The organism is Streptomyces sp. NBC_01077 (genome assembly GCF_045162855.1).
Lineage (GTDB): Bacteria > Actinomycetota > Actinomycetes > Streptomycetales > Streptomycetaceae > Streptomyces.
Map to the genome: position 1 here is coordinate 2,783,242 of NZ_CP108669.1, position 18,027 is coordinate 2,801,268.

Below are 18,027 nucleotides of genomic sequence, written 5' to 3' on the forward strand. Positions count from 1 at the left end.
CTCAGCCCCGGCCCCGGCCCCAGCCCCAGCCCCAGCCCCAGCCCCAGCCCCAGCCCCAGCCCCAGGGGTCAACGCCTCGGCAGGTCCAGCGGGTTGCCGTCGCGGAGCTCGGGCGGGAGCAGATGGTCGGGGGTCGACTGGTACGTGACCGGTCGGAGCCAGCGCTCGATCGCGGTCGCGCCGACCGAGGTGCTGGTGGAGGTGGTGGCCGGGTAGGGGCCGCCGTGGTGCTGGGCGGCGGCGACGGCGACCCCGGTGGGCCAGCCGTTGACGAGGACGCGGCCCGCCAGCGGGGTGAGTTCGGCGAGGAGCGAGGCCGCGTCGCCGTCCTGCTCGGCGATGTGGAGGGTGGCGGTGAGGTTGCCGGGCAGGCGGCCGAGGACGGCGGTGACTTCCTCGCGGGAGGAGTAGCGGGCGACGACGGTGACCGGTCCGAAGCACTCCTCCAGGAGGAGGTGGTGGTCCGTGGACGCGCCCCCGGTGAGCCGGTCGGCGTCGACGGCGAGGACGCCGGCGCTGACCGTGTGGTCGCCGCCGGCGCCGGGGGTGACGGGGGTCCGGACCCCGTCGAGCGCGCCGCGCTCGGCGACGCCGGTGACGAAGGCGTCCCGCATGCGGTGGTCGAGCATCACGGCCGGTTCGGTCCCGCCGACCCCGGCGGTGAGCGCGGCGAGGAAGCGGTCGCCCGCCTCGCCCCGGGGGGCCAGGACGAATCCGGGCTTGGTGCAGAACTGGCCCGCGCCCAGCGTCATGGAGCCGGCCAGGCCGGCCCCGATCTCCTCGGCCCGCTCCTCGACGGCGGCCGGGGTGATCACGACCGGGTTGAGGGAGCCGAGTTCGCCGTGGAAGGGGATCGGCACGGGCCGGGCGGCCGCGGCGTCGAAGAGCGCCCGTCCGCCGCGTACCGAACCGGTGAAGCCCGCCGCCGCGACGAGCGGGTGGCGGACGAGTTCCACGCCCGCGTCGAAGCCGTGGACGAGGACGAGGACGTCCTCGGGGAGGCCTTCCTTGGCGGCGGCGCGGCGCAGCAGTGAGGCGCAGAGTTCGGAGGTGGCCGGGTGGTCGGGGTGGGCCTTGACCACCACGGGGCAGCCGGCTGCGAGGGCGCTCGCGGTGTCGCCGCCGGGGACGGAGAAGGCGAGCGGGAAGTTGCTGGCGGCGTAGACGGCGACGACGCCGAGCGGGATCTTCCAGCGGCGCATGTCCGACCGGGGCGGGGTGGCGTCCGGGTCGGGCAGGTCGATCCGGATGTCGAGGAAGGAGCCCTCCTCGACGACCTCGGCGAAGGCCCTCAACTGCGCGGTGGTGCGCGCGAGTTCTCCGGTGAGGCGGACCGACCCGAGGGCGGTCTCGGCGTCGGCGGTCTCGACGATCCGCTCACCGGCCTCATCGAGGAGGTCGGCCGCGGTACGGAGGAAGGCGGCCCGTACAGTTCGGTCGGCGAGGGCCTCGCGGACCTCGTACGCGGCCCGCACGGACCGGTCGACGTCCTCCGCCACGGCCTCCACCGCAACCTGCTCGCGCGGCTTCCCCGTCCGGGGGTCCACACTCCACACTGGTTCTGCCGCCACTGCCACGCCCCTGTTCGCTATTCTGAACACAGTTCCCGTAGATGAACGCATCCGTACGGGACTTTAGGGACGGCCCGGCCGTCTCCACAAGGGCCCCGTTCAGCCAGGTGGCCACGGGACGACCGGACGACGGAAAAGGGGCGAGGGTCATGGCGACTGCCGACGCGGGCGGAGCGCAGGTGAAGTCCGCTGTGCGGACCGTGGAGCTGCTCGAGTACTTCGCCGGGCGCCCGGGGATGCACTCGCTCGCCGCCGTCCAGGAGGCCGTCGGCTACCCCAAGTCCAGCCTGTACATGCTGCTGCGCACCCTGGTCGAGCTGGGCTGGGTGGAGACGGACGCGACCGGCACGCGGTACGGCATCGGGGTACGGGCGCTGCTCGTCGGCACCTCGTACATCGACGGCGACGAGGTGGTGGCCGCCTCCCGGCCCACCCTGGACCGGCTCTCCGACGACACCACCGAGACCATCCACCTGGCGCGGCTCGACGGCACCAACGTGGTCTACCTGGCGACCCGTCAGTCCCAGCACTATCTGCGGCCGTTCACCCGGGTCGGGCGCCGGCTGCCGGCGCACTCGACGTCGCTCGGCAAGGCGCTGCTCGCCACCCACACCGACGAGCAGGTGCGCAAGCTGCTGCCGGAGACCCTCCCGGCGCTGACCGAGCACACGATCACCGACCGCGAGCAGCTCATCGAGGAACTGCGCGTCATCCGCGAGCAGGGCATCTCGGTGGACCGCGAGGAGAACACGCTGGGGCTGCGCTGCTTCGGCGTCGCGATCCCGTACCGGACGCCGGCGCGGGACGCGATCAGCTGCTCGGTGCCGGTGGCGCGGCTCACCCCGGCCCACGAGCAGATGATCAAGGACGCGCTCTTCGACGCGCGGGACCGGCTGACGCTGGCGACCCGCCGTCTCTGATCCTCCCCACCAGGAGGTCAGCCGCGCTCGGCGAGCGCCTTCTGCCAGACCGGGCTGTCCACGTAGTGGTTGTCGTACTGCTCCGAGGACGCCTTGATCTCCTCGAAGCTCGCCTCGCCGCGCATGACGCGGCCGAGGAGGCGCAGGTAGTCGAAGCGGGCCATGCCGGGCGTGAAGGCGAAGAGGACGTCGGCCTCGGCACCGGGCGCCGCCGCGAAGGCGTGCGGAGTGTGCGGCGGGACGAGGAGGAAGTCGCCCTGCTCCAGGACGGTCAGCTCCTCGTTCACGAGGACCTGGAGCGAGCCGCCGAGCACGAAGAACATCTCCGAGGCCTTGGTGTGGAAGTGCGCCGGGGCGCCGACCGCGCCCTTCGCGAAGGTGGAGCGGTAGCTGGTGAGCTGACCGCCGGTGGTGTCGGAGTCGGCGAGCAGGGTCATCACGCTGCTGGGGTCTGCCGTGGTCTCGGCGGTGACGGCGCGGGTCAGGAGCGGGGCGAAGGGCGCGTTCTCGTTCATGATCACTACTTTAGAGCGTCATTGACCCGCACCACAGGTGCAATTGATCTTAGAAATCATGGGTCAATCGGGCCTGTGGGGGCGAGCGCCACGCGGCCCCCGGAGGAGGCCGCCTCCCCCGCGCGGCGGAGGCGGATCACCGGTGCGCAGGAGGTGGTGCCGGGGGCGCACGCGCGAGCGTGGGGCCATGACACAGACCGCGCACCTCCCCGCCCCGGCGCCCGGCGCCGACCACCGCACGAGCGGCGCCCGCCGGGCGCTGCGCGGCCTCGCGATCCTCGCCTGCGTCCCGTACGTCTCGCTCAAGACCGCCTGGGTGGCGGGCAGCGAGATCGGCATCCCGGCCGGGAGCGTGCTCCTGGAGCACCGGCAGGCGATGATCGTCGGCAACTCGATCACGCTGGTGGCCGACGCCCTGGTGGTCGTCCTCGCCCTGCTCCTCACCCGGCCCTGGGGCCTGCGGGTGCCCGCCTGGCTCCTCGCCCTCCCGATGTGGGCGGCGACCGGGCTGCTCACCCCGATCATGACCGGCTTCCCCGCCCAGCTCGCGGTCGCCCTCCTCACCGGCGACGACCGGGCGGCCGCACCCGCCGAACCCTTCCTGGAACCCTGGGTGTTCGGCGTCGTCTACGGCGGCTTCATCCTCCAGGGGCTCTCCCTCGGCACCCTCTTCGCCCTGTACGCGCGCGACCGCTGGGGCCACCTCTGGAGCGGCCGGCTCGGCGAACTCCCCGCGCGCACCGCCCCCCTGTGGGTGCGGGCCACGGCCCTGGGCGCCGCGGCGCTGGCGCTCGTGTCCTGCGTCCCCCACCTGATGTGGGCGGCCGGTGCGACGGCGGGCCTGTCCGACCTCCGGACCGCCGAACGCGACCCCGACTTCTACGTCCTGGAGGCCCAGTGGCTCGGCTTCCTCGTCGTCGCCGTGGTCTCCACCCTGCTCCTCGTCCTCCGCCGGCCCACCCGCCTCCGGGTCCGCCCCGTGCTCGCCCTCGCCTGGATCGCGCCGGCCGCGACCGGCTGCTGGGGCGCCTACATGTCGCTCGTCGCACTGCTGCCGGTGTCGAATCCCGACCAAGAGGTCACGGCCGCGATGCGGCTGTCCTACGCTGGCGACATGATCACCGGGTTCCTGCTCGCCGCGTGCGTGGCCGCCTTCCTGCGGCGGCGGAGCGTCGAGGCGTGAGACGGAGCGCGGTCGCCCTCCTCGGGCAGCGGGCCAGGCGGCGCTGGCTCCATCTCATCGTGGGCGGCGCGCTGTTCATGCCGTTCTGGATGGTCGGCACCCTGGTCATGGGACCCCTGCTCGACGACGGCGGCATGTTCACCGGCGGGCTCGGGGTGCAGTTCGGGGCGTACGCGGTGGCGCTTCCGCTCGTCGCGGTCGCCGCGCTCTTCCCGCTGGCCCGGCCGATGTCTGTGGCGGCGGCGCGGGCGCTGTGCGGGGTTCCGGCGGACCGGTTCGCGGACGGCCCGGCCCGGGGCCGGGAGGCGAAGGCACGGACGGCCGGCTGGTTCGCCCTGCACCTGGGCGCCGGGGCGCTGATCAGCGGGGCGACGCTCGCCCTGCCGCCGTTCGCGGTGTCCTTGATGGCGCTGCCGTTCTCGCCGTCGCTGCGTGCGTCGGAGCTGGGCCGGTTCTGGGGTCTCGACCGGCCCTGGTGGGCCTGGGCGGCGCTCCCGGCGGGCCTCCTGATGCTGCTCGCGCTCGCCGCCGTGGCCGCCGCGACCGGCGCCCTGCTCGCCCGGGAGGCACCCCGGCTGCTCGGGCCGAGTCCGGCGGACCGGCTCGCGGCGGCCGAGCGGCGCGCGGCGGAGGCGGAGTCCCGCAACCGGCTGGCCCGGGAGCTGCACGATTCGGTCGGCCACGCGCTGAGCGCGGTCACCCTGCAGGCGGGTGCGGCCCGCCGGGTCCTGGACGGCGGCGACGGGGCGGATCTGGCGTTCGTCCGGGAGGCGCTGACCGCGATCGAGGAGACCACCCGGCGCACGGTGGGCGAGCTGGACTGGGTCCTCGGCCTGCTGCGGCGCGACGAGGACACCGGGGGCGGTGAGACCGGGGAAGGATCGGGGCCCGGGCCCGGGCCGGGGCTCGATGCCCTGGAGGCCCTGGTGCGGGGCGCGGGACCGAAGGTGGCGCTGGCCGTCTCCGGTGACCTGGCCCCCGTACCGGAGGCGCTGTCCCGGGAGGCGTACCGGATCGTTCAGGAAGGGCTGACGAACGCGGCCCGGCACGCGGGCGGGGAGCCCGTCGCCGTACGGCTCGACGCCCGTACCGAGGAGTTGGAGATCACCATGGAGAACCCCCTGCCCGCGCGGCCGCCGGTCGCCCGCCCGAACGGCGGTCGCGGCCTCCGAGGGATCACCGAACGGGCCCGGCTGCTCGGCGGCACCGCCGAGGCCGGCCCGGCGGACGGCGTCTGGCGCCTCGCGGTCAGGATCCCCCGATGAGCGCCGCGGCGATCCGGGTGGTGGTCGCCGACGACGAGCGGATGGTGCGGACGGCCCTGCGGGTCATCCTGGACGCGGAGCCCGACCTGGAGGTCGTCGGCGAGGCGTCCACCGGCGCCGAGGCGGTGTCGGTGGTGCGGGCCGAGCGGCCCGACGTCGTCCTCATGGACGTCCGGATGCCGGAGATCGACGGGATCCGGGCCACCGAGCAGATCCTCGCCGGGATGGCGGAGCCGCCCCGGATCGTGGTGGTGACCACCTTCGAGAACGACGCGTACGTGTACGACGCGCTGCGCGTCGGCGCGGCCGGCTTCCTGCTGAAGCGGGCGGCGGTGGAGGAGCTGGTGAGCGCGGTCCGGCTGGTCGCCCGGAGCGACTCGCTGCTCTACCCGGCGGCGGTACGGCGCCTGGCCGCCGAGCACGCCCGCCACCGGGCGCCGGTGGCACCGCCCTGGGTGGCGCGGCTCACCGAGCGGGAGGCGGAGGTGCTGCGCCTGGTGGCGACCGGCCTCACGAACGCGGAGATCGCCGGCCGGATGGGCGTCGGCGCGGCCACGGTCAAGACGCACGTGGCGTCGGTCCTGGCGAAGTCGGGCGCCCGGGACCGCACGCAGGCGGTGATCCTGGCGTACGAGTCGGGGTTCGTACGGGCGGGGTGAGCCGGCGACCACGGCGGAAGACGTGACCCGGCACACATCGACATGAAGGTTCGCTGAGAAACCGGCCACATCCGGAACGTCCCCCACCGGGTCGTTCGTCCCCACAAGTGCGATGAACAAGACGATCAGGCGCACCTCGGTCTTCGTGCTGCTCCTGGTGCTCGCCCTGCTGGGCCGGGCCACCTGGGTGCAGGCGTACGAGGGGAAGGCGCTCGCGGACGACAAGAAGAACCGGCGGAAGACGATCGCGCAGTACGCGCAGCCGCTCGGGAACATCGTCGTGGCCGGTTCGCCGGTCACCGGCTCGAAGAAGACGGAGGAAACGGACCTCGAGTACCGCCGTACGTACACGGACGGCGAGCTGTACGCGGCGGTGACCGGCTACAGCTCGCAGGCGTACGGTGCCACCCAGCTGGAGGGCATCTACTCCGACGTCCTCGACGGCACCGACGACCGGCTGAAGAACCCGATCGACGCCGTCACCCGCAAGCAGCAGGAGCCGGGCACGGTCGTCACCACGATCGACCCGGACGTGCAGAAGGCCGCCTACCGGGCGCTGGGCGGCAAGAAGGGCGCGGCCGTCGCCGTCGACCCGGCCACCGGCCGCATCCTCGCGATGGTCTCCACCCCGTCCTACGACCCGTCGAAGATCGCCGGGACCTCGGACGGCGACGCCTGGAAGTCGCTGACCACCGACGAGGACAAGCCTCTGGTCAACCGGGCGCTGCGCCAGCCGCTGCCGCCCGGATCCACGTTCAAGCTGGTCGTCGCGGCGGCGGCCCTGGAGGAGGGTCTGTACGGCTCGGTGGACACGGCGACGGAGAGCCCCGACCCGTACACCCTGCCGAACACCCGGACCGTGCTGAAGAACGAGAACGCGTCCGCGCCCTGCGAGAACGCCACGATCCGGACCGCGCTCCGCTACTCCTGCAACAACGTCTTCGCCAAGATGGCGGCCGACCTGGGGCAGGACACGGTGAAGGCGATGGCGGAGAAGTTCGGCTTCAATGACGACGAGCTCGACGTCCCGGTCCGCGCCTACGCGAGCGTGTACCCGTCCGGCATGGACAAGGCGCAGACGGCCCTCACCGGCATCGGCCAGTTCGACGTGACCGCCACCCCGCTGCAGATGGCGATGGTGTCGGCGGCGATCGCCAACGACGGTCTGCTCGCAGCCCCGCACATGGTGTCGGAGGTCGTCGACTCCGACGGCGACGCGCTCACGACGTTCAAGGACGGCGACAGCGAGCGGATCGTCTCCTCCTCGACGGCGGAACAGCTGCGCAGCGCGATGCGGACCGTGGTGGACGAGGGCACGGGCACCAACGCGGCGATCAGCGGGGCCGAGGTCGGCGGCAAGACGGGTACGGCGCAGCACGGCGAGAACAACAGCAAGACGCCGTACGCCTGGTTCACCTCGTACGCGAAGGACCCCTCGACCGGGAAGCAGGTCGCCGTCGCGGTGATGATCGAGGACTCGGGCGCGGCCCGCTCCGAGGTCAGCGGCAACGGTCTGGCGGCCCCGGTGGCGCAGAAGATGATGGCAGCGGCACTGAAGTGAGGTGACGAGGGGCCCGGTCCGTACGAGGCGGTCCCGACCGTTGTCGGTCGGCGGCGAAATCCCTTCGGCCGTGCACCGATTGGCCGTCGGGGCCCGTCACGCGATATGCAGGGTCACGCTCGCGTCCGAGCACGCATTCGAACCCTGGATGCGCACCGTGGATGCGAACCACTGATCCTGCTCACCTCGCGGAGGACCGCCGTGCGTCTGCCCCGTTCCCTGTCCGGCTGGACCATGGCCGTGTTCGGCGTCCTCGCCGCCGCGCTGGGGGTGGTGGGCCTGGTCGTACCGGACGCGCTGCTCACGGTGATGGGCTTCGAGCCGGTGCCCGACGGCGGACGCGCGGACGGCGACCACACCCTCGTCTTCCTGACCGCCTCCTCGATGGCCGCACTCAACATGGGCGTCTACTACGTGCTCGCCGCCCTCGCCGACTGGAAGCCCTTCTTCCGTTGGACGGTCCCCTTCCGGCTCCTCACCTGCGCGGTCTTCACCCTCGCGGTCGTCTCCGGCCGCGCCCCGGCCGGTTTCCTGGGCGTGGGTCTGTGGGAGGGGCTCGGTGCGGTGGTGACGGGGGCTGCGCTGCGGTACGAGAAGGCGCACGCGAAGCCCCCGTTCGAGGAGCAGGGAGCCGGCGCGTGACGAACGACGGTATCGACGCCATCTCCTGGAACACCCTGGAGCACGCGTACGGGCCCGCCGGGGACGTACCGGGGCACCTGCGGGCCCTGTACCGGCCGGAGGAGGCGGTCGAGGCCGCCGACGAACTCCTCACGAAGGTCTACCACCAGGGCGGCGGCATCTTCTCGTCCGCCGTGGCGGCGCTGCCGTTCGTGGTCCGTGCGGCCGCCGACCCCGACGTGACGGTACGGCCGGACCTCCTGGAACTGGTCGAGTGCCTCGCCTACGACGGGAACAGGACCGAGCGGCGCTGGGTCGCCCCGGGCTGGCCGGAGGTCTGGGACCTGGCCGTCACGGCGCTGCTCCCGCTGCTCCACGACCCCTCCCCCGAGGTACGGGCGGGGGGCGCCGGCGCCCTCTCCGAGGCCCAGGGACGAGCCGACGAGGTGCTGGCCGCCCTGTGGACCCGCTGGCCCCTGGAGACCGTCCCCGACGTCCGGCACAGGATCGTGGAGGCGGCCGGCGAACTCGCCGAGCACGCCGCCCGGGAGCAGGCCGACACCGTGCGCCGACTGTGGGAGCTGACGGAACCGGCGGCGTACCCCGGGGAGCGGCTGCGGGCCGTGGAGGCGCTGCGGTCCGCCGTCCCCGACGGCGACGACCCCCGCTACGCGCGCGTGGTCGCCGAGGTCCTGAACGGCGGCGACCTCGGCGGGCGTTCGGTCGCCGGGGCGGTCGCCCTCCTCGGCGACGACCGGACCGGGCGCGTCGACCTGATCGGGACACTGCTCGCGAACGCCGACGCGGCGGTCCGGCGCGGTGCCCTGGAGGCGGCAGCCGCGGAGCTGGGCCGTTGGCGTTCGGCCGTACCGACGCTGCTGCCCCCGGTGGCCGCCTGCCTCGACGACACCGAACCCGACAACCGGCTCTTCGCCGCGCGCGTCCTCGGCATGTGCGGGGCCGCCGCCCGGCCGTGGGCGGACCGGCTCGCCGGCATGGTCACCGACGAGGGCGAGCCGTATCTGCCCGCACAGGACCACGCCCTGTGGGCACTCGCCCGGATCGGCGACCCGCGCTGCGCGGCCCCGCTCGCGCGGCGTCTCGCCGGGGAACGCCTGGGGTTCTCGTACTTCGGCGTCCACTCCCCCAGCTGGTGGACCCACGAACTCGGCCTGCTCGCGACACTCGCCCCGCTCGCCGCGCACGCCGGGGTGCTGCTTCCCCCGCTGCGGGCCCGGCTCACGGCCGTGCGCTCGGTCGACGAGGCCCGGGCGCTGTGCCAGGTCCTGACGGCCTGGGGTCCGGCGGCGGCTCCCGCGGTCCCCGAGCTGTGCGCGCTCCTGGAGACCCTCGGAGCCGTGTGGGCGGGGGAGGCGCTCGCGGCGATCGGCCCGGAGGCGGCGGCGGTCGTGGACCGGGCGCGGCTGCGGGCGCTGATCGACTCCCCGCCGGAGGGGCAGGCGTTCGCGCCGCGCTCGCTCGCCCTGGCGTACGGCAGGCTGACCGGCGACATGGAGCCCGCGCTCGCGCTGTTCCTGCCGCGCCTGGGCGAGTCGTACGGTGACGACAACCCGGCGGTGGTGCTCGGCGAGCTCGGCGCGGCAGGCGCCCCGTACGTCGAAAGGCTGCGAGAGTTGCTGCGCGCGGACGCGACCGGGTGGCTGCCGCTGCGGGCCGGCGAGGCGCTGTGGCGGATCACCGGCCGCGCGGACGAGGTGGTGCCGGCGCTCGTGAGGGCGATCGAGCCGTTCACCGCGGGCGGTGTCCTGCCCGCGGTCACCGGGGCGGTCCGGCTGCTCGCCGAGATCGGCCCGGCCGCGGCCCCCGCCGTACCGGCCCTTCGGGCCTTCCTCGACGCGGACGAGCGGCCGGTCGAGCACGGCAGCTGGCGGTCGGTGCCGGACGACGACGAGCTGTGCGAGGCGGTCCGCGCCGCGCTGCTCGCGATCGAAGAGGGCTCTTCTCGGCTTCTCTGAGAGGTCTTCTCGGCCTCTCTAGGGAAGATGACCGATCCGTCGGGACCCCCTCAGACATCAGCCTGAGGCCATGCGCTGGTATCTGACAGGTGTCGTCGTGTCCGGATTCGGTACGACGGCGATGTGGCTGGTCTCCGGGATCTGGGTCAAATCGCTGACCGGCTCCGACAGTCTGGCGGCCCTGGCCGCCTTCGCCCTCTGGGCGCCCGTCCTCCTCGGGCCGCTGCTCGGCACGCTCGCGGACCGGGTGCGGCGGCGGCCGCTCCTGGTCGCCCTCGACGTGGCGATGGCCGCGCTCCTCCCGCTGCTCCTGTGGGTGGACTCGGCGGACCGGGTGTGGCTTCTCTTCGCCGTCCTCGTGCTCTACGGGACGCAGGGCGCCGTCCACGAGGCGGCGGAACAGGCCCTGGTCGCGACCGTCATGGACGAGAAGCGTCTGGGCACCTTCAACGGGCTGAGGATGACCGCGAACGAGTCGATGAAGCTGATCGCCCCGCTCGTGGCGGCGGGGCTCTTCGCCCGGTACGGGGGCGGGTCCGTCGCCCTCGTCGACGCGGCGAGCTTCGCGCTCGCGGCCGGCGTGTTCGCGCTGATGCCCGTACGGGAGGAGCGCCCCGCGCGGTCGGAGTCCCGGCACTGGTGGCGGGAGACCGGCGAGGGCGTACGGCTGCTCCGCGCCTCGCCGGTCCTGCGGCCGCTGGTCGCGACGGGCGCGTTCACGATGCTGCTGGCCGGGGTGAACGGGGCCGCGATCTACGCGGTCGTCGACCGGGGGCTCGGACACGCCCCCGCGTACGCCGGTGTGCTCTACGCGGTACAGGGCGTGGGCTCGGTCCTCGCGGGCCTGGTCACCGGCCCGCTGCTGCGCCGGATCTCCGAGCGGACGCTCGCCGCCGCCGGTCTCGCCCTGTTCGCGGTGGCGGTGGGCGTACGGGCGCTGCCGTTCGAGGCGACGGCCCTGGCGGCGAGCGCGGTGATCGGCCTGGGCCTTCCGTGGGTGCTCGTGGCGGTGGTGACGGCCGTGCAGCGGGAGGCGCCGGCGGAGGCGGTGGGCCGGCTGGCGGCCACCGTGAACACCCTGGTCATGGCGCCGAACGCGCTGGCCCTCGCCCTCGGCGCGGGCCTGGTCGCCCTGGTCGACGTCCGCGTCCTGCTGCCGCTGCTCGCGCTCGCGGGGACGGGATGGGCGGCGGTGGTCGCGGTACGGGGGCGGCGCGAGCTCGGCCGGACGACGAACACCACCCCGGACCCGTCCGTCCCGGTCGGCTGAGATTCCGCTTCCTCCGCGTGGGCGCGGGGCGCTCGCGGTGCGGGGCGACCGGCGTGCGGCGAGCATGGAAGGAAGGCGCGGGCGTGGCGGGAGGAGGGCAGTGTGACGGCCGGTTCCTTCCCTGGGACGACGGGGCGGGTCGGTGTGCCCCTGGAAGGCAAGGGCCTTCTCGACGTGCTGGGGGTCGCCGCCATCGTCGTCGACGCCCACGGCCGGATCGTGCTGTGGAGCCCGCAGGCGGAGGATCTCTTCGGCTTCCGGGCCGACGAGGCCCTGGGCCGGTACGTGGCGCGGCTGATCGTCGGCACGGAGCACCGGGAGGAGGCGGCGCGCCTCTTCGCCGAGGTGCTGCGCGAGGGCAAGACCTGGGCCGGCACCTTCCCCGTACGGCACAAGGACGGCAGCGTACGACCCGTGGAGTTCCGCAACATGCGGCTCACCGACGACCTGGGGGGACTGTACGCGCTCGGGATCGCCGCCGACCGCGCCGCCGTCGAGCGGATCGAGACCGAGCTGGCGCTCTCCGACCGGCTCGTCTCCCAGTCCCCGATCGGCCTGGCCGTCCTGGACGCCGACCTGCGCTACGTCCTGGTGAACCCGGCCCTGGAGCGGATCAACGGCGTACCGGCCGCGCTGCACATCGGGCGGCGGATCAGCGACATGCTGCCGCGGGTCGACGCCGAGGCCCTGGAGGCCGCACTGCGCACCGTACTGGCCACGGGGACGCCACTGCTCGACCATCCGACCATCGGGCGGACCCCGGCCGACCCGGACCGCGACCACGCCTGGTCGGTGTCCTTCTACCGTCTGGAGGGGGCCGAGGACCGGGTCCTGGGCGTGGCGGCCTCGGTGATCGACGTGACCGAGCGGCACCGCGCGGACGCGGACGCCGACCGGTCCCGGCGGCGGCTCGCGCTCATCGCGGACGCATCGGCCCGGGTCGGCACCACCCTGGAGGTGGAGAAGACGGCCGACGAGCTGGCCTCGGTGGTGGTGCCGGAGCTCGCCGACATCGCCGCCGTCGACGTCCTCGACTCCGTCCTCGCGCTGCGCAGGCCGGGCGCGCCCGAGGAGGGGCCCGAGCTGTTCCGGGCGCTCGCTGTGAAGGCCGTGGCCCGGACGGAGGCGCTGCCGGCGGCGGACCCGCCCGGGGCGATCACCATGTACGGGGCGGACCGTCTTGTCACCCGGTGTGTGCACACCGGTCTGCCGGTCCTGGTGGAGCACGTCGGCCCCGGCGACCTGTCGCGGATCGCGCGAAGCCCCGAGGCGGCCGAGCTGCTCGCCCGGGCGGGGGTTCACTCGTACCTGGCGGTGCCGCTGATCGCGCGCGGCGAGGTGCTCGGCGCGCTCGACCTCAAGCGGGACCGCAACGCGCTGCCCTTCGACGGGGACGACGTCCTGCTCGCTACGGAGCTCGCGGCCCGTGCGGCGGTGAGCATCGACAACGCGCGCTGGTACCAGAGCGTGCGGAACTCGGCGGTGACGCTCCAGCGCAGTCTGCTGCCGGGCAAGCCCCCGGAACGGGCGGGTCTCGAAGTCGCGACCCGCTACCAGCCGGCGCAGGCGTCGAGCGAGGTCGGCGGCGACTGGTACGACGTGATCCCGTTGCCCGAGGACAAGACGGCGCTGGTCGTCGGGGACGTGATGGGCAGCGGGATCGACGCGGCGGCGGCGATGGGGCGGCTGCGGACCGCCACCTGCGCGTTCGCGGACCTCGACCTGTCGCCCGCCCAGGTCCTGCGGCACCTGGACCGGATCACGGCCGGCCTTGAGCACTACATCGCGACCTGTCTCTTCGCCGTGTACGACCCGGCCCTGGGCCGGTGCCGGATCGCGAGCGCCGGGCATCTGCCGCCCGTGCGGGTCCCGGCGGACGGCCCGGCCGAACTCGTGGACGTTCCGCCGGGGGCGCCGCTCGGGGTGGGCGGCGGCACGTTCCGTACGGCCCGGGTGCCGTTCCGGCCCGGGGACCGGCTCGTGCTGTACACGGACGGTCTGATCGAGACCCGCCACGAGGCCATCGACGAGCGGCTCGCACTGCTCGTGGGCCTCCTCGACAAGGCGCGCGGGCCCCTTGAGGAGACCTGTGACGAGCTGCTGCAGGCGCTGCGCCGGCCGGGTGCGGCGGACGACGTGGCACTGCTCATCGCCCGGAGCACGGGATGACGGCCCGGGGCGGAGAACGGGGAAAGAGCCCCGGGGCGCGGGGGAAGGGCCCCGGTGAGCGCGGGACCGGCCTGCGGAGTGTGGCCGGCCAGGTGTTCGCCCTGGAGGCGCTGATCGCCCTCCTGGTGATCGCGGCGGCCGTGTTCGTGACCTTCTACCAGGCGCGCAGCGACACCGAGCGGGATGCGAAGGTCCGCTCGCTCGCGGTCGCGGAGGCCTTCGCGAAGGCGCCCGGCGTCGACGAGGCCCTCGCCTCGCCCGATCCGACGGCCGTGCTCCAGAAGCGGGCCGAGGAGACCCGGCTGGCGACGGGGGTGGACTTCATCGCGGTCCTGAACCGGGACGGCGTGCGCTACACCGACTCGGAACCGGAGCTGATCGGCCTCAAGGCGACCGGCGACCTCAGCCGGGCGGTGGTGGACGGCGAGTCCTACACCGAGCTGTTCCGGGGCGCGCCCAACGACGCCGTACGGGCCGTGGTCCCCGTCGTGAACGACCAGGGCCGGATCGTCGGCATGGTCACCAGCGGTATCGAGGTGGAGAGCATCACGCACGCGGTGCAGGGGCGGGTGCCGCTGCTCATCGGCGTCGCGGGAGGCGCGCTCGCGGCCGCCGTGGGCGGGGCGGCTCTGGTGAGCCGGCGGCTGCGGCGGCAGACGCACGGCCTCGGCCCGGCCGAGATGACCCGGATGAAGGAGCACCACGAGGCGGTGCTGCACGCGGTACGCGAAGGGGTCCTGATCGTGGGCCCGGACCGTCGGCTGCTGCTCGCCAACGACGAGGCGCGCCGGCTCCTCGGCATCACGGCGGATGCGGAGCGGCGGCACGTCTCGGAGCTCGGCCTCGATGCCCGTACGGTCGAACTCCTGGAATCCGGCCGGGCGGCGACGGACGAGGTGCACCGGGCGGGCGACCGGCTGCTGGCGGTGAGCGTGCGGCCCACGGTCACGGACGGCGCCGAGTCCGGGAGCGTCATGACGATGCGCGACACCACCGAGCTGGCCGCCCTGACCGGCCGGGCGGCGGTGGCCCGCGGCCGGCTCCAGCTGCTCTACGAGGCGGGGGTACGCATCGGGACGACCCTGGAGGTCGTACGGACGGCGGAGGAGCTGGCGGAAGTGGCGGTGCCGCGGTTCGCGGACTTCGCGACGGTGGAGCTGCTCGAACCGGTGCTGCGTGGCGAGGAGCCGCCGGAGTCCGGGTCGGCGGCCACGGAGATGCGGCGGACGGCGCTGAGCGGGCTGCGGCCCGACCAGCCGCTCCAGCCGGTCGGCGACACCGTGCGGTTCGACGTCTCCAGCACCCCGATGGCGACGGCCCTGAGCGCGGGGCACGCGGTGGCGCAGTCGGAGCTGGCCGCGGCGGAGGGCTGGCGGGCGCAGGACCCCGAGGGGGCGGCGCAGGCCCTCGCCTTCGGGATGCACTCGCTGCTCACGGTGCCGCTGCTGGCCCGTGGGGTGGTGCTGGGGATGGCGAACTTCTGGCGCGCGGACACGCCGGAGCCGTTCGGGGAGGAGGACCTGTCGTTCGCGGAGGAGCTGGCGGCGCGGGCGGCCGTCGCCATCGACAACGCACGCCGGTTCACCAGGGAGCACGCGATGGCGGTGACGCTCCAGCGGAGCCTGCTGCCCCGGGTGCTGCCGGAGCAGAGCGCGGTGGACGTGGCGTACCGCTATCTCCCGGCGAAGGCCGGGGTCGGCGGCGACTGGTTCGACGTGATCCCGCTGCCGGGGGCGCGCGTCGCGCTCGTCGTCGGGGACGTCGTCGGGCACGGGCTGCACGCGGCGGCCACCATGGGGCGGCTGCGGACGGCGGTGCACAACTTCTCGACGCTCGACGTGCCGCCGGACGAGCTGCTGGGGCACCTCGACGAGCTGACGGGCCGGATCGACGACCGGGAGTCGGAGGGGCCGGACGGCGAGGGGCGGCGCCGGGAGGAGGGCATCACCGGCGCGACCTGCCTGTACGCGATCTACGACCCGGCGTCCGGCCTGTGCACGGTGGCGAGCGCGGGGCATCCCGGTCCCGCGCTCGTGCGCCCCGACGGGCGGGTCGAGTTCCCCGAGCTGTCGCCGGGGCTGCCGCTCGGGCTCGGTCTGGGCGACGTGCCGTTCGAGGCGACGGAGCTGCAGCTTCCCGAGGGCAGCAAGCTGGTGCTCTTCACGGACGGGCTCCTGGAGGACCGGAGCCGGGACCTCGACACGGGCCTCGGCCTGCTGAAGTCCACGCTCGCACGGCCGGGCCGGAGCGCGGAGCAGACCTGCGCGGACGTGCTCGCGACCCTGCTCTCGCCCTCACCGCGCGACGACATCGCCCTGCTCGTGGCCCGGACCCGGCTGCTCGCACGCGAGCGGATCGCCGAGTGGGAGGTGGCGCGCGACCCGTCGGCGGTCTCGCCGGTACGGAACGCGGCGGCGGCGAAGCTGTCGGAGTGGGGGCTCGACGGCCTGGCGTTCACGGCGGAGCTGGTCCTCAGCGAGCTGATCACGAACGCGGTGCGGTACGGGGCCGACCCGGTCCGGGTACGGCTGCTCCACGACCGGACGCTGATCTGCGAGGTGTCGGACGGCAGCAGCACCTCGCCGCACCTGCGGCACGCGGCGGCGACGGACGAGGGCGGGCGCGGACTGTATCTGGTGGCGCAGTACGCGGAGCGCTGGGGAACCCGTTACGGCCGGCGCGGCAAGACGATCTGGGCGGAGCTGCGGGTGGGCGCGGACGACGCGGAGCCGATCGTGACGGGGGTGCCGGATCTGGACGCGCTGGAGGATCTGGCCTGGTGAGGGGTGGGTCGGGGAGCGTGGCGGGGGCACGACGGGACCCCGTGGTATACCAGATGGGACACTGCTTCCGTCCTTCTGCTTCCGCACTGCCCCCGCAGAGCTTCCCCACTGCTTCCCCACCCCTTCCCCGCTGCCGACGTCGCCCCCGAGGAGACCCCCGTGACCCCTTCCCGGCCCCGCACCGCGACCCTGTTCCACGACGTACGGCCCTTCGGCGGACCGGCCGGCGACCTGATCGCCGTGGACGGCGTGCTGGTGACGGAGGTCCCGGAGGGTGCCGTCGTCGAGCGGATCGACGGGGCGGGCCGCCTGGCGCTGCCGACCCTGGTCGACGCCCACATCCATCCCGACAAGACGTCCTGGGGCGAGCCCTGGCGCAGCAGGCGCCCGGCGGAGGGCATCGCCGAGTACGTCGCGGGGGACGTGGAGCTCGCCCGCGCCCTGCCGACGCCGGTGGGCGAGCGGGCGCTGCGGCTGATGTCGCACGCGGCGGCGCAGGGCACGCGCGCGATGCGGGCCCACGCGGACGTGGCGCCCGCCTACGGCCTCTCCGGTATCGAGGGGGTGGCGGACGCGGCGGCGAAGCTCGCCGGGATCGTGGACGTGGAACTGGTCGCCTTCCCGCAGCACGGGGTGGTCCGTACGCCGGGGGTGGCCGAGCTCCTCGCGGAGGCGGCGGCGAGCGGTCTGGTCACGCACATCGGCGGCATCGACCCGGCGGGCTTCGACACGACGGGCGAGGGCACGGGCGACCAGCTGGGCACCGTCTTCGCCCTCGCCGAGAAGCACGGCCTCGGTCTCGACATCCACCTCCACGACCGGGGCGAGCAGGGACTGGCGCCCCTGCGGGACATCGCGGCCCGCACGCGCGCACTGGGCCTCCAGGGCCGGGTGAGCGTGGCGCACGCCTTCGCGGTGGCCGGCCTGTCCGGCCGGGAGCTCGACGAGACGGCGGACCTGCTCGCGGAGGCGGGGATCGCGCTCACGACGGTCGCTCTGTCGGTGACGACGATCCTGCCGTTCCGGCGACTGGCCGAGCGCGGGGTACGGGTCGGGCTCGGCTCGGACGGGGTCAGGGACAACTGGAGCCCGTTCGGCAACGCGGACATGCTGCACCGGGCATGGCTCGCGGCATGGGCGCTGGACCTGAGGCTCGACGAGGAACTGGAGGCCTGCTTCCGACTGGCCGCCGACGGCGGGGCGGACCTCCTCGGCCTCCCGAAGGCGGACCTCCGCCCGGGCTCCCCCGCCGACTTCATGCTCGTCGACGGCGAATGCCTCCCTCAGGCGGTGGTGGACCTCCCCCGCCGCGACGCGGTGGTCCGCGGCGGCCGGGTGGTGGCGCGGGACGGCCGCCTGGTCTGACGACCGACTCCAGGAGGTCATGTCGGGATCTCCCCTGGTGAGCGCGGTGCGGCATCAAGGTGACTGGCATACCGAATGCCGAACGATGGTTCACGGAGGCCGAATTCTCCGGGCCCAGGGGTCTGCGAAGATCGAGGGAGCACGACATCCACCCGACTGGAGCCGTCCC

The 18,027-nt window shown here is 74.2% G+C and carries 13 protein-coding genes; 11 read left to right on the forward strand and 2 right to left on the reverse strand.

The genetic code is table 11. The annotated features are described in order from the left end of the window. Positions 1–68 precede the first annotated feature (68 nt). Positions 69–1,571: an aldehyde dehydrogenase (NADP(+)) gene (locus tag OG462_RS12420; protein ID WP_406057317.1), complete on the reverse strand. Its 1,503-nt coding sequence runs from the start codon at positions 1,569–1,571 to the stop codon at positions 69–71. 149 nt (positions 1,572–1,720) lie between these two features. Between OG462_RS12420 and OG462_RS12425 the strand changes: the two genes are divergently transcribed. Then, positions 1,721–2,491, forward strand: coding sequence for an IclR family transcriptional regulator (locus OG462_RS12425; RefSeq protein WP_266890473.1), 771 nt, complete (start codon positions 1,721–1,723; stop codon positions 2,489–2,491). A gap of 17 nt (positions 2,492–2,508) precedes the next feature. Here OG462_RS12425 and OG462_RS12430 read toward each other — a convergent pair whose 3' ends face one another. Further along, complete coding sequence (locus tag OG462_RS12430) at positions 2,509–3,006, reverse strand: cupin domain-containing protein (RefSeq protein WP_406057319.1); 498 nt, start codon at positions 3,004–3,006, stop codon at positions 2,509–2,511. A 187-nt stretch (positions 3,007–3,193) separates the two neighbouring features. Between OG462_RS12430 and OG462_RS12435 the strand changes: the two genes are divergently transcribed. The 10 genes from OG462_RS12435 to OG462_RS12480 all read left to right on the forward strand — a co-directional run bounded on the left by OG462_RS12435 (position 3,194) and on the right by OG462_RS12480 (position 17,858). Next, a complete protein-coding gene (locus OG462_RS12435) occupies positions 3,194–4,189 on the forward strand; it encodes a hypothetical protein (RefSeq protein WP_406057321.1) in 996 nt (331 codons plus the stop codon). Further along, entirely contained in the window at positions 4,186–5,454 is a 1,269-nt protein-coding gene (locus OG462_RS12440) for a sensor histidine kinase (protein ID WP_406057323.1), read from the forward strand. The genes OG462_RS12435 and OG462_RS12440 overlap by 4 nt, the downstream gene beginning before the upstream one ends. Next, on the forward strand, positions 5,451–6,113 hold the full coding sequence (locus OG462_RS12445) for a response regulator (protein ID WP_406057325.1): 663 nt from the start codon (positions 5,451–5,453) through the stop codon (positions 6,111–6,113). Before OG462_RS12440 ends, OG462_RS12445 begins: the two co-directional genes overlap by 4 nt. Before the next feature lie 112 nt (positions 6,114–6,225). Further along, positions 6,226–7,674: a peptidoglycan D,D-transpeptidase FtsI family protein gene (locus tag OG462_RS12450; protein WP_406057327.1), complete on the forward strand. Its 1,449-nt coding sequence runs from the start codon at positions 6,226–6,228 to the stop codon at positions 7,672–7,674. Positions 7,675–7,908: 234 nt separating this feature from the next. Beyond that, positions 7,909–8,316, forward strand: coding sequence for a hypothetical protein (locus OG462_RS12455; protein WP_406066493.1), 408 nt, complete (start codon positions 7,909–7,911; stop codon positions 8,314–8,316). Continuing rightward, a complete protein-coding gene (locus OG462_RS12460; RefSeq protein ID WP_406057329.1) occupies positions 8,313–10,271 on the forward strand; it encodes a hypothetical protein in 1,959 nt (652 codons plus the stop codon). Before OG462_RS12455 ends, OG462_RS12460 begins: the two co-directional genes overlap by 4 nt. Before the next feature lie 34 nt (positions 10,272–10,305). Beyond that, positions 10,306–11,541, forward strand: a complete 1,236-nt coding sequence (locus OG462_RS12465) for an MFS transporter (RefSeq protein WP_406066495.1) — start codon at positions 10,306–10,308, stop codon at positions 11,539–11,541. A 102-nt stretch (positions 11,542–11,643) separates the two neighbouring features. Then, the gene (locus OG462_RS12470; RefSeq protein WP_406057331.1) at positions 11,644–13,710 is read left to right on the forward strand and encodes a SpoIIE family protein phosphatase; all 2,067 of its coding nucleotides are present in this window, start codon (positions 11,644–11,646) and stop codon (positions 13,708–13,710) included. After that, positions 13,707–16,493, forward strand: coding sequence for a SpoIIE family protein phosphatase (locus OG462_RS12475; RefSeq protein WP_406057333.1), 2,787 nt, complete (start codon positions 13,707–13,709; stop codon positions 16,491–16,493). Before OG462_RS12470 ends, OG462_RS12475 begins: the two co-directional genes overlap by 4 nt. Before the next feature lie 75 nt (positions 16,494–16,568). Further along, positions 16,569–17,858, forward strand: coding sequence for an amidohydrolase (locus OG462_RS12480; RefSeq protein WP_406066497.1), 1,290 nt, complete (start codon positions 16,569–16,571; stop codon positions 17,856–17,858). The last annotated feature ends 169 nt before the right edge of the window (positions 17,859–18,027 follow it).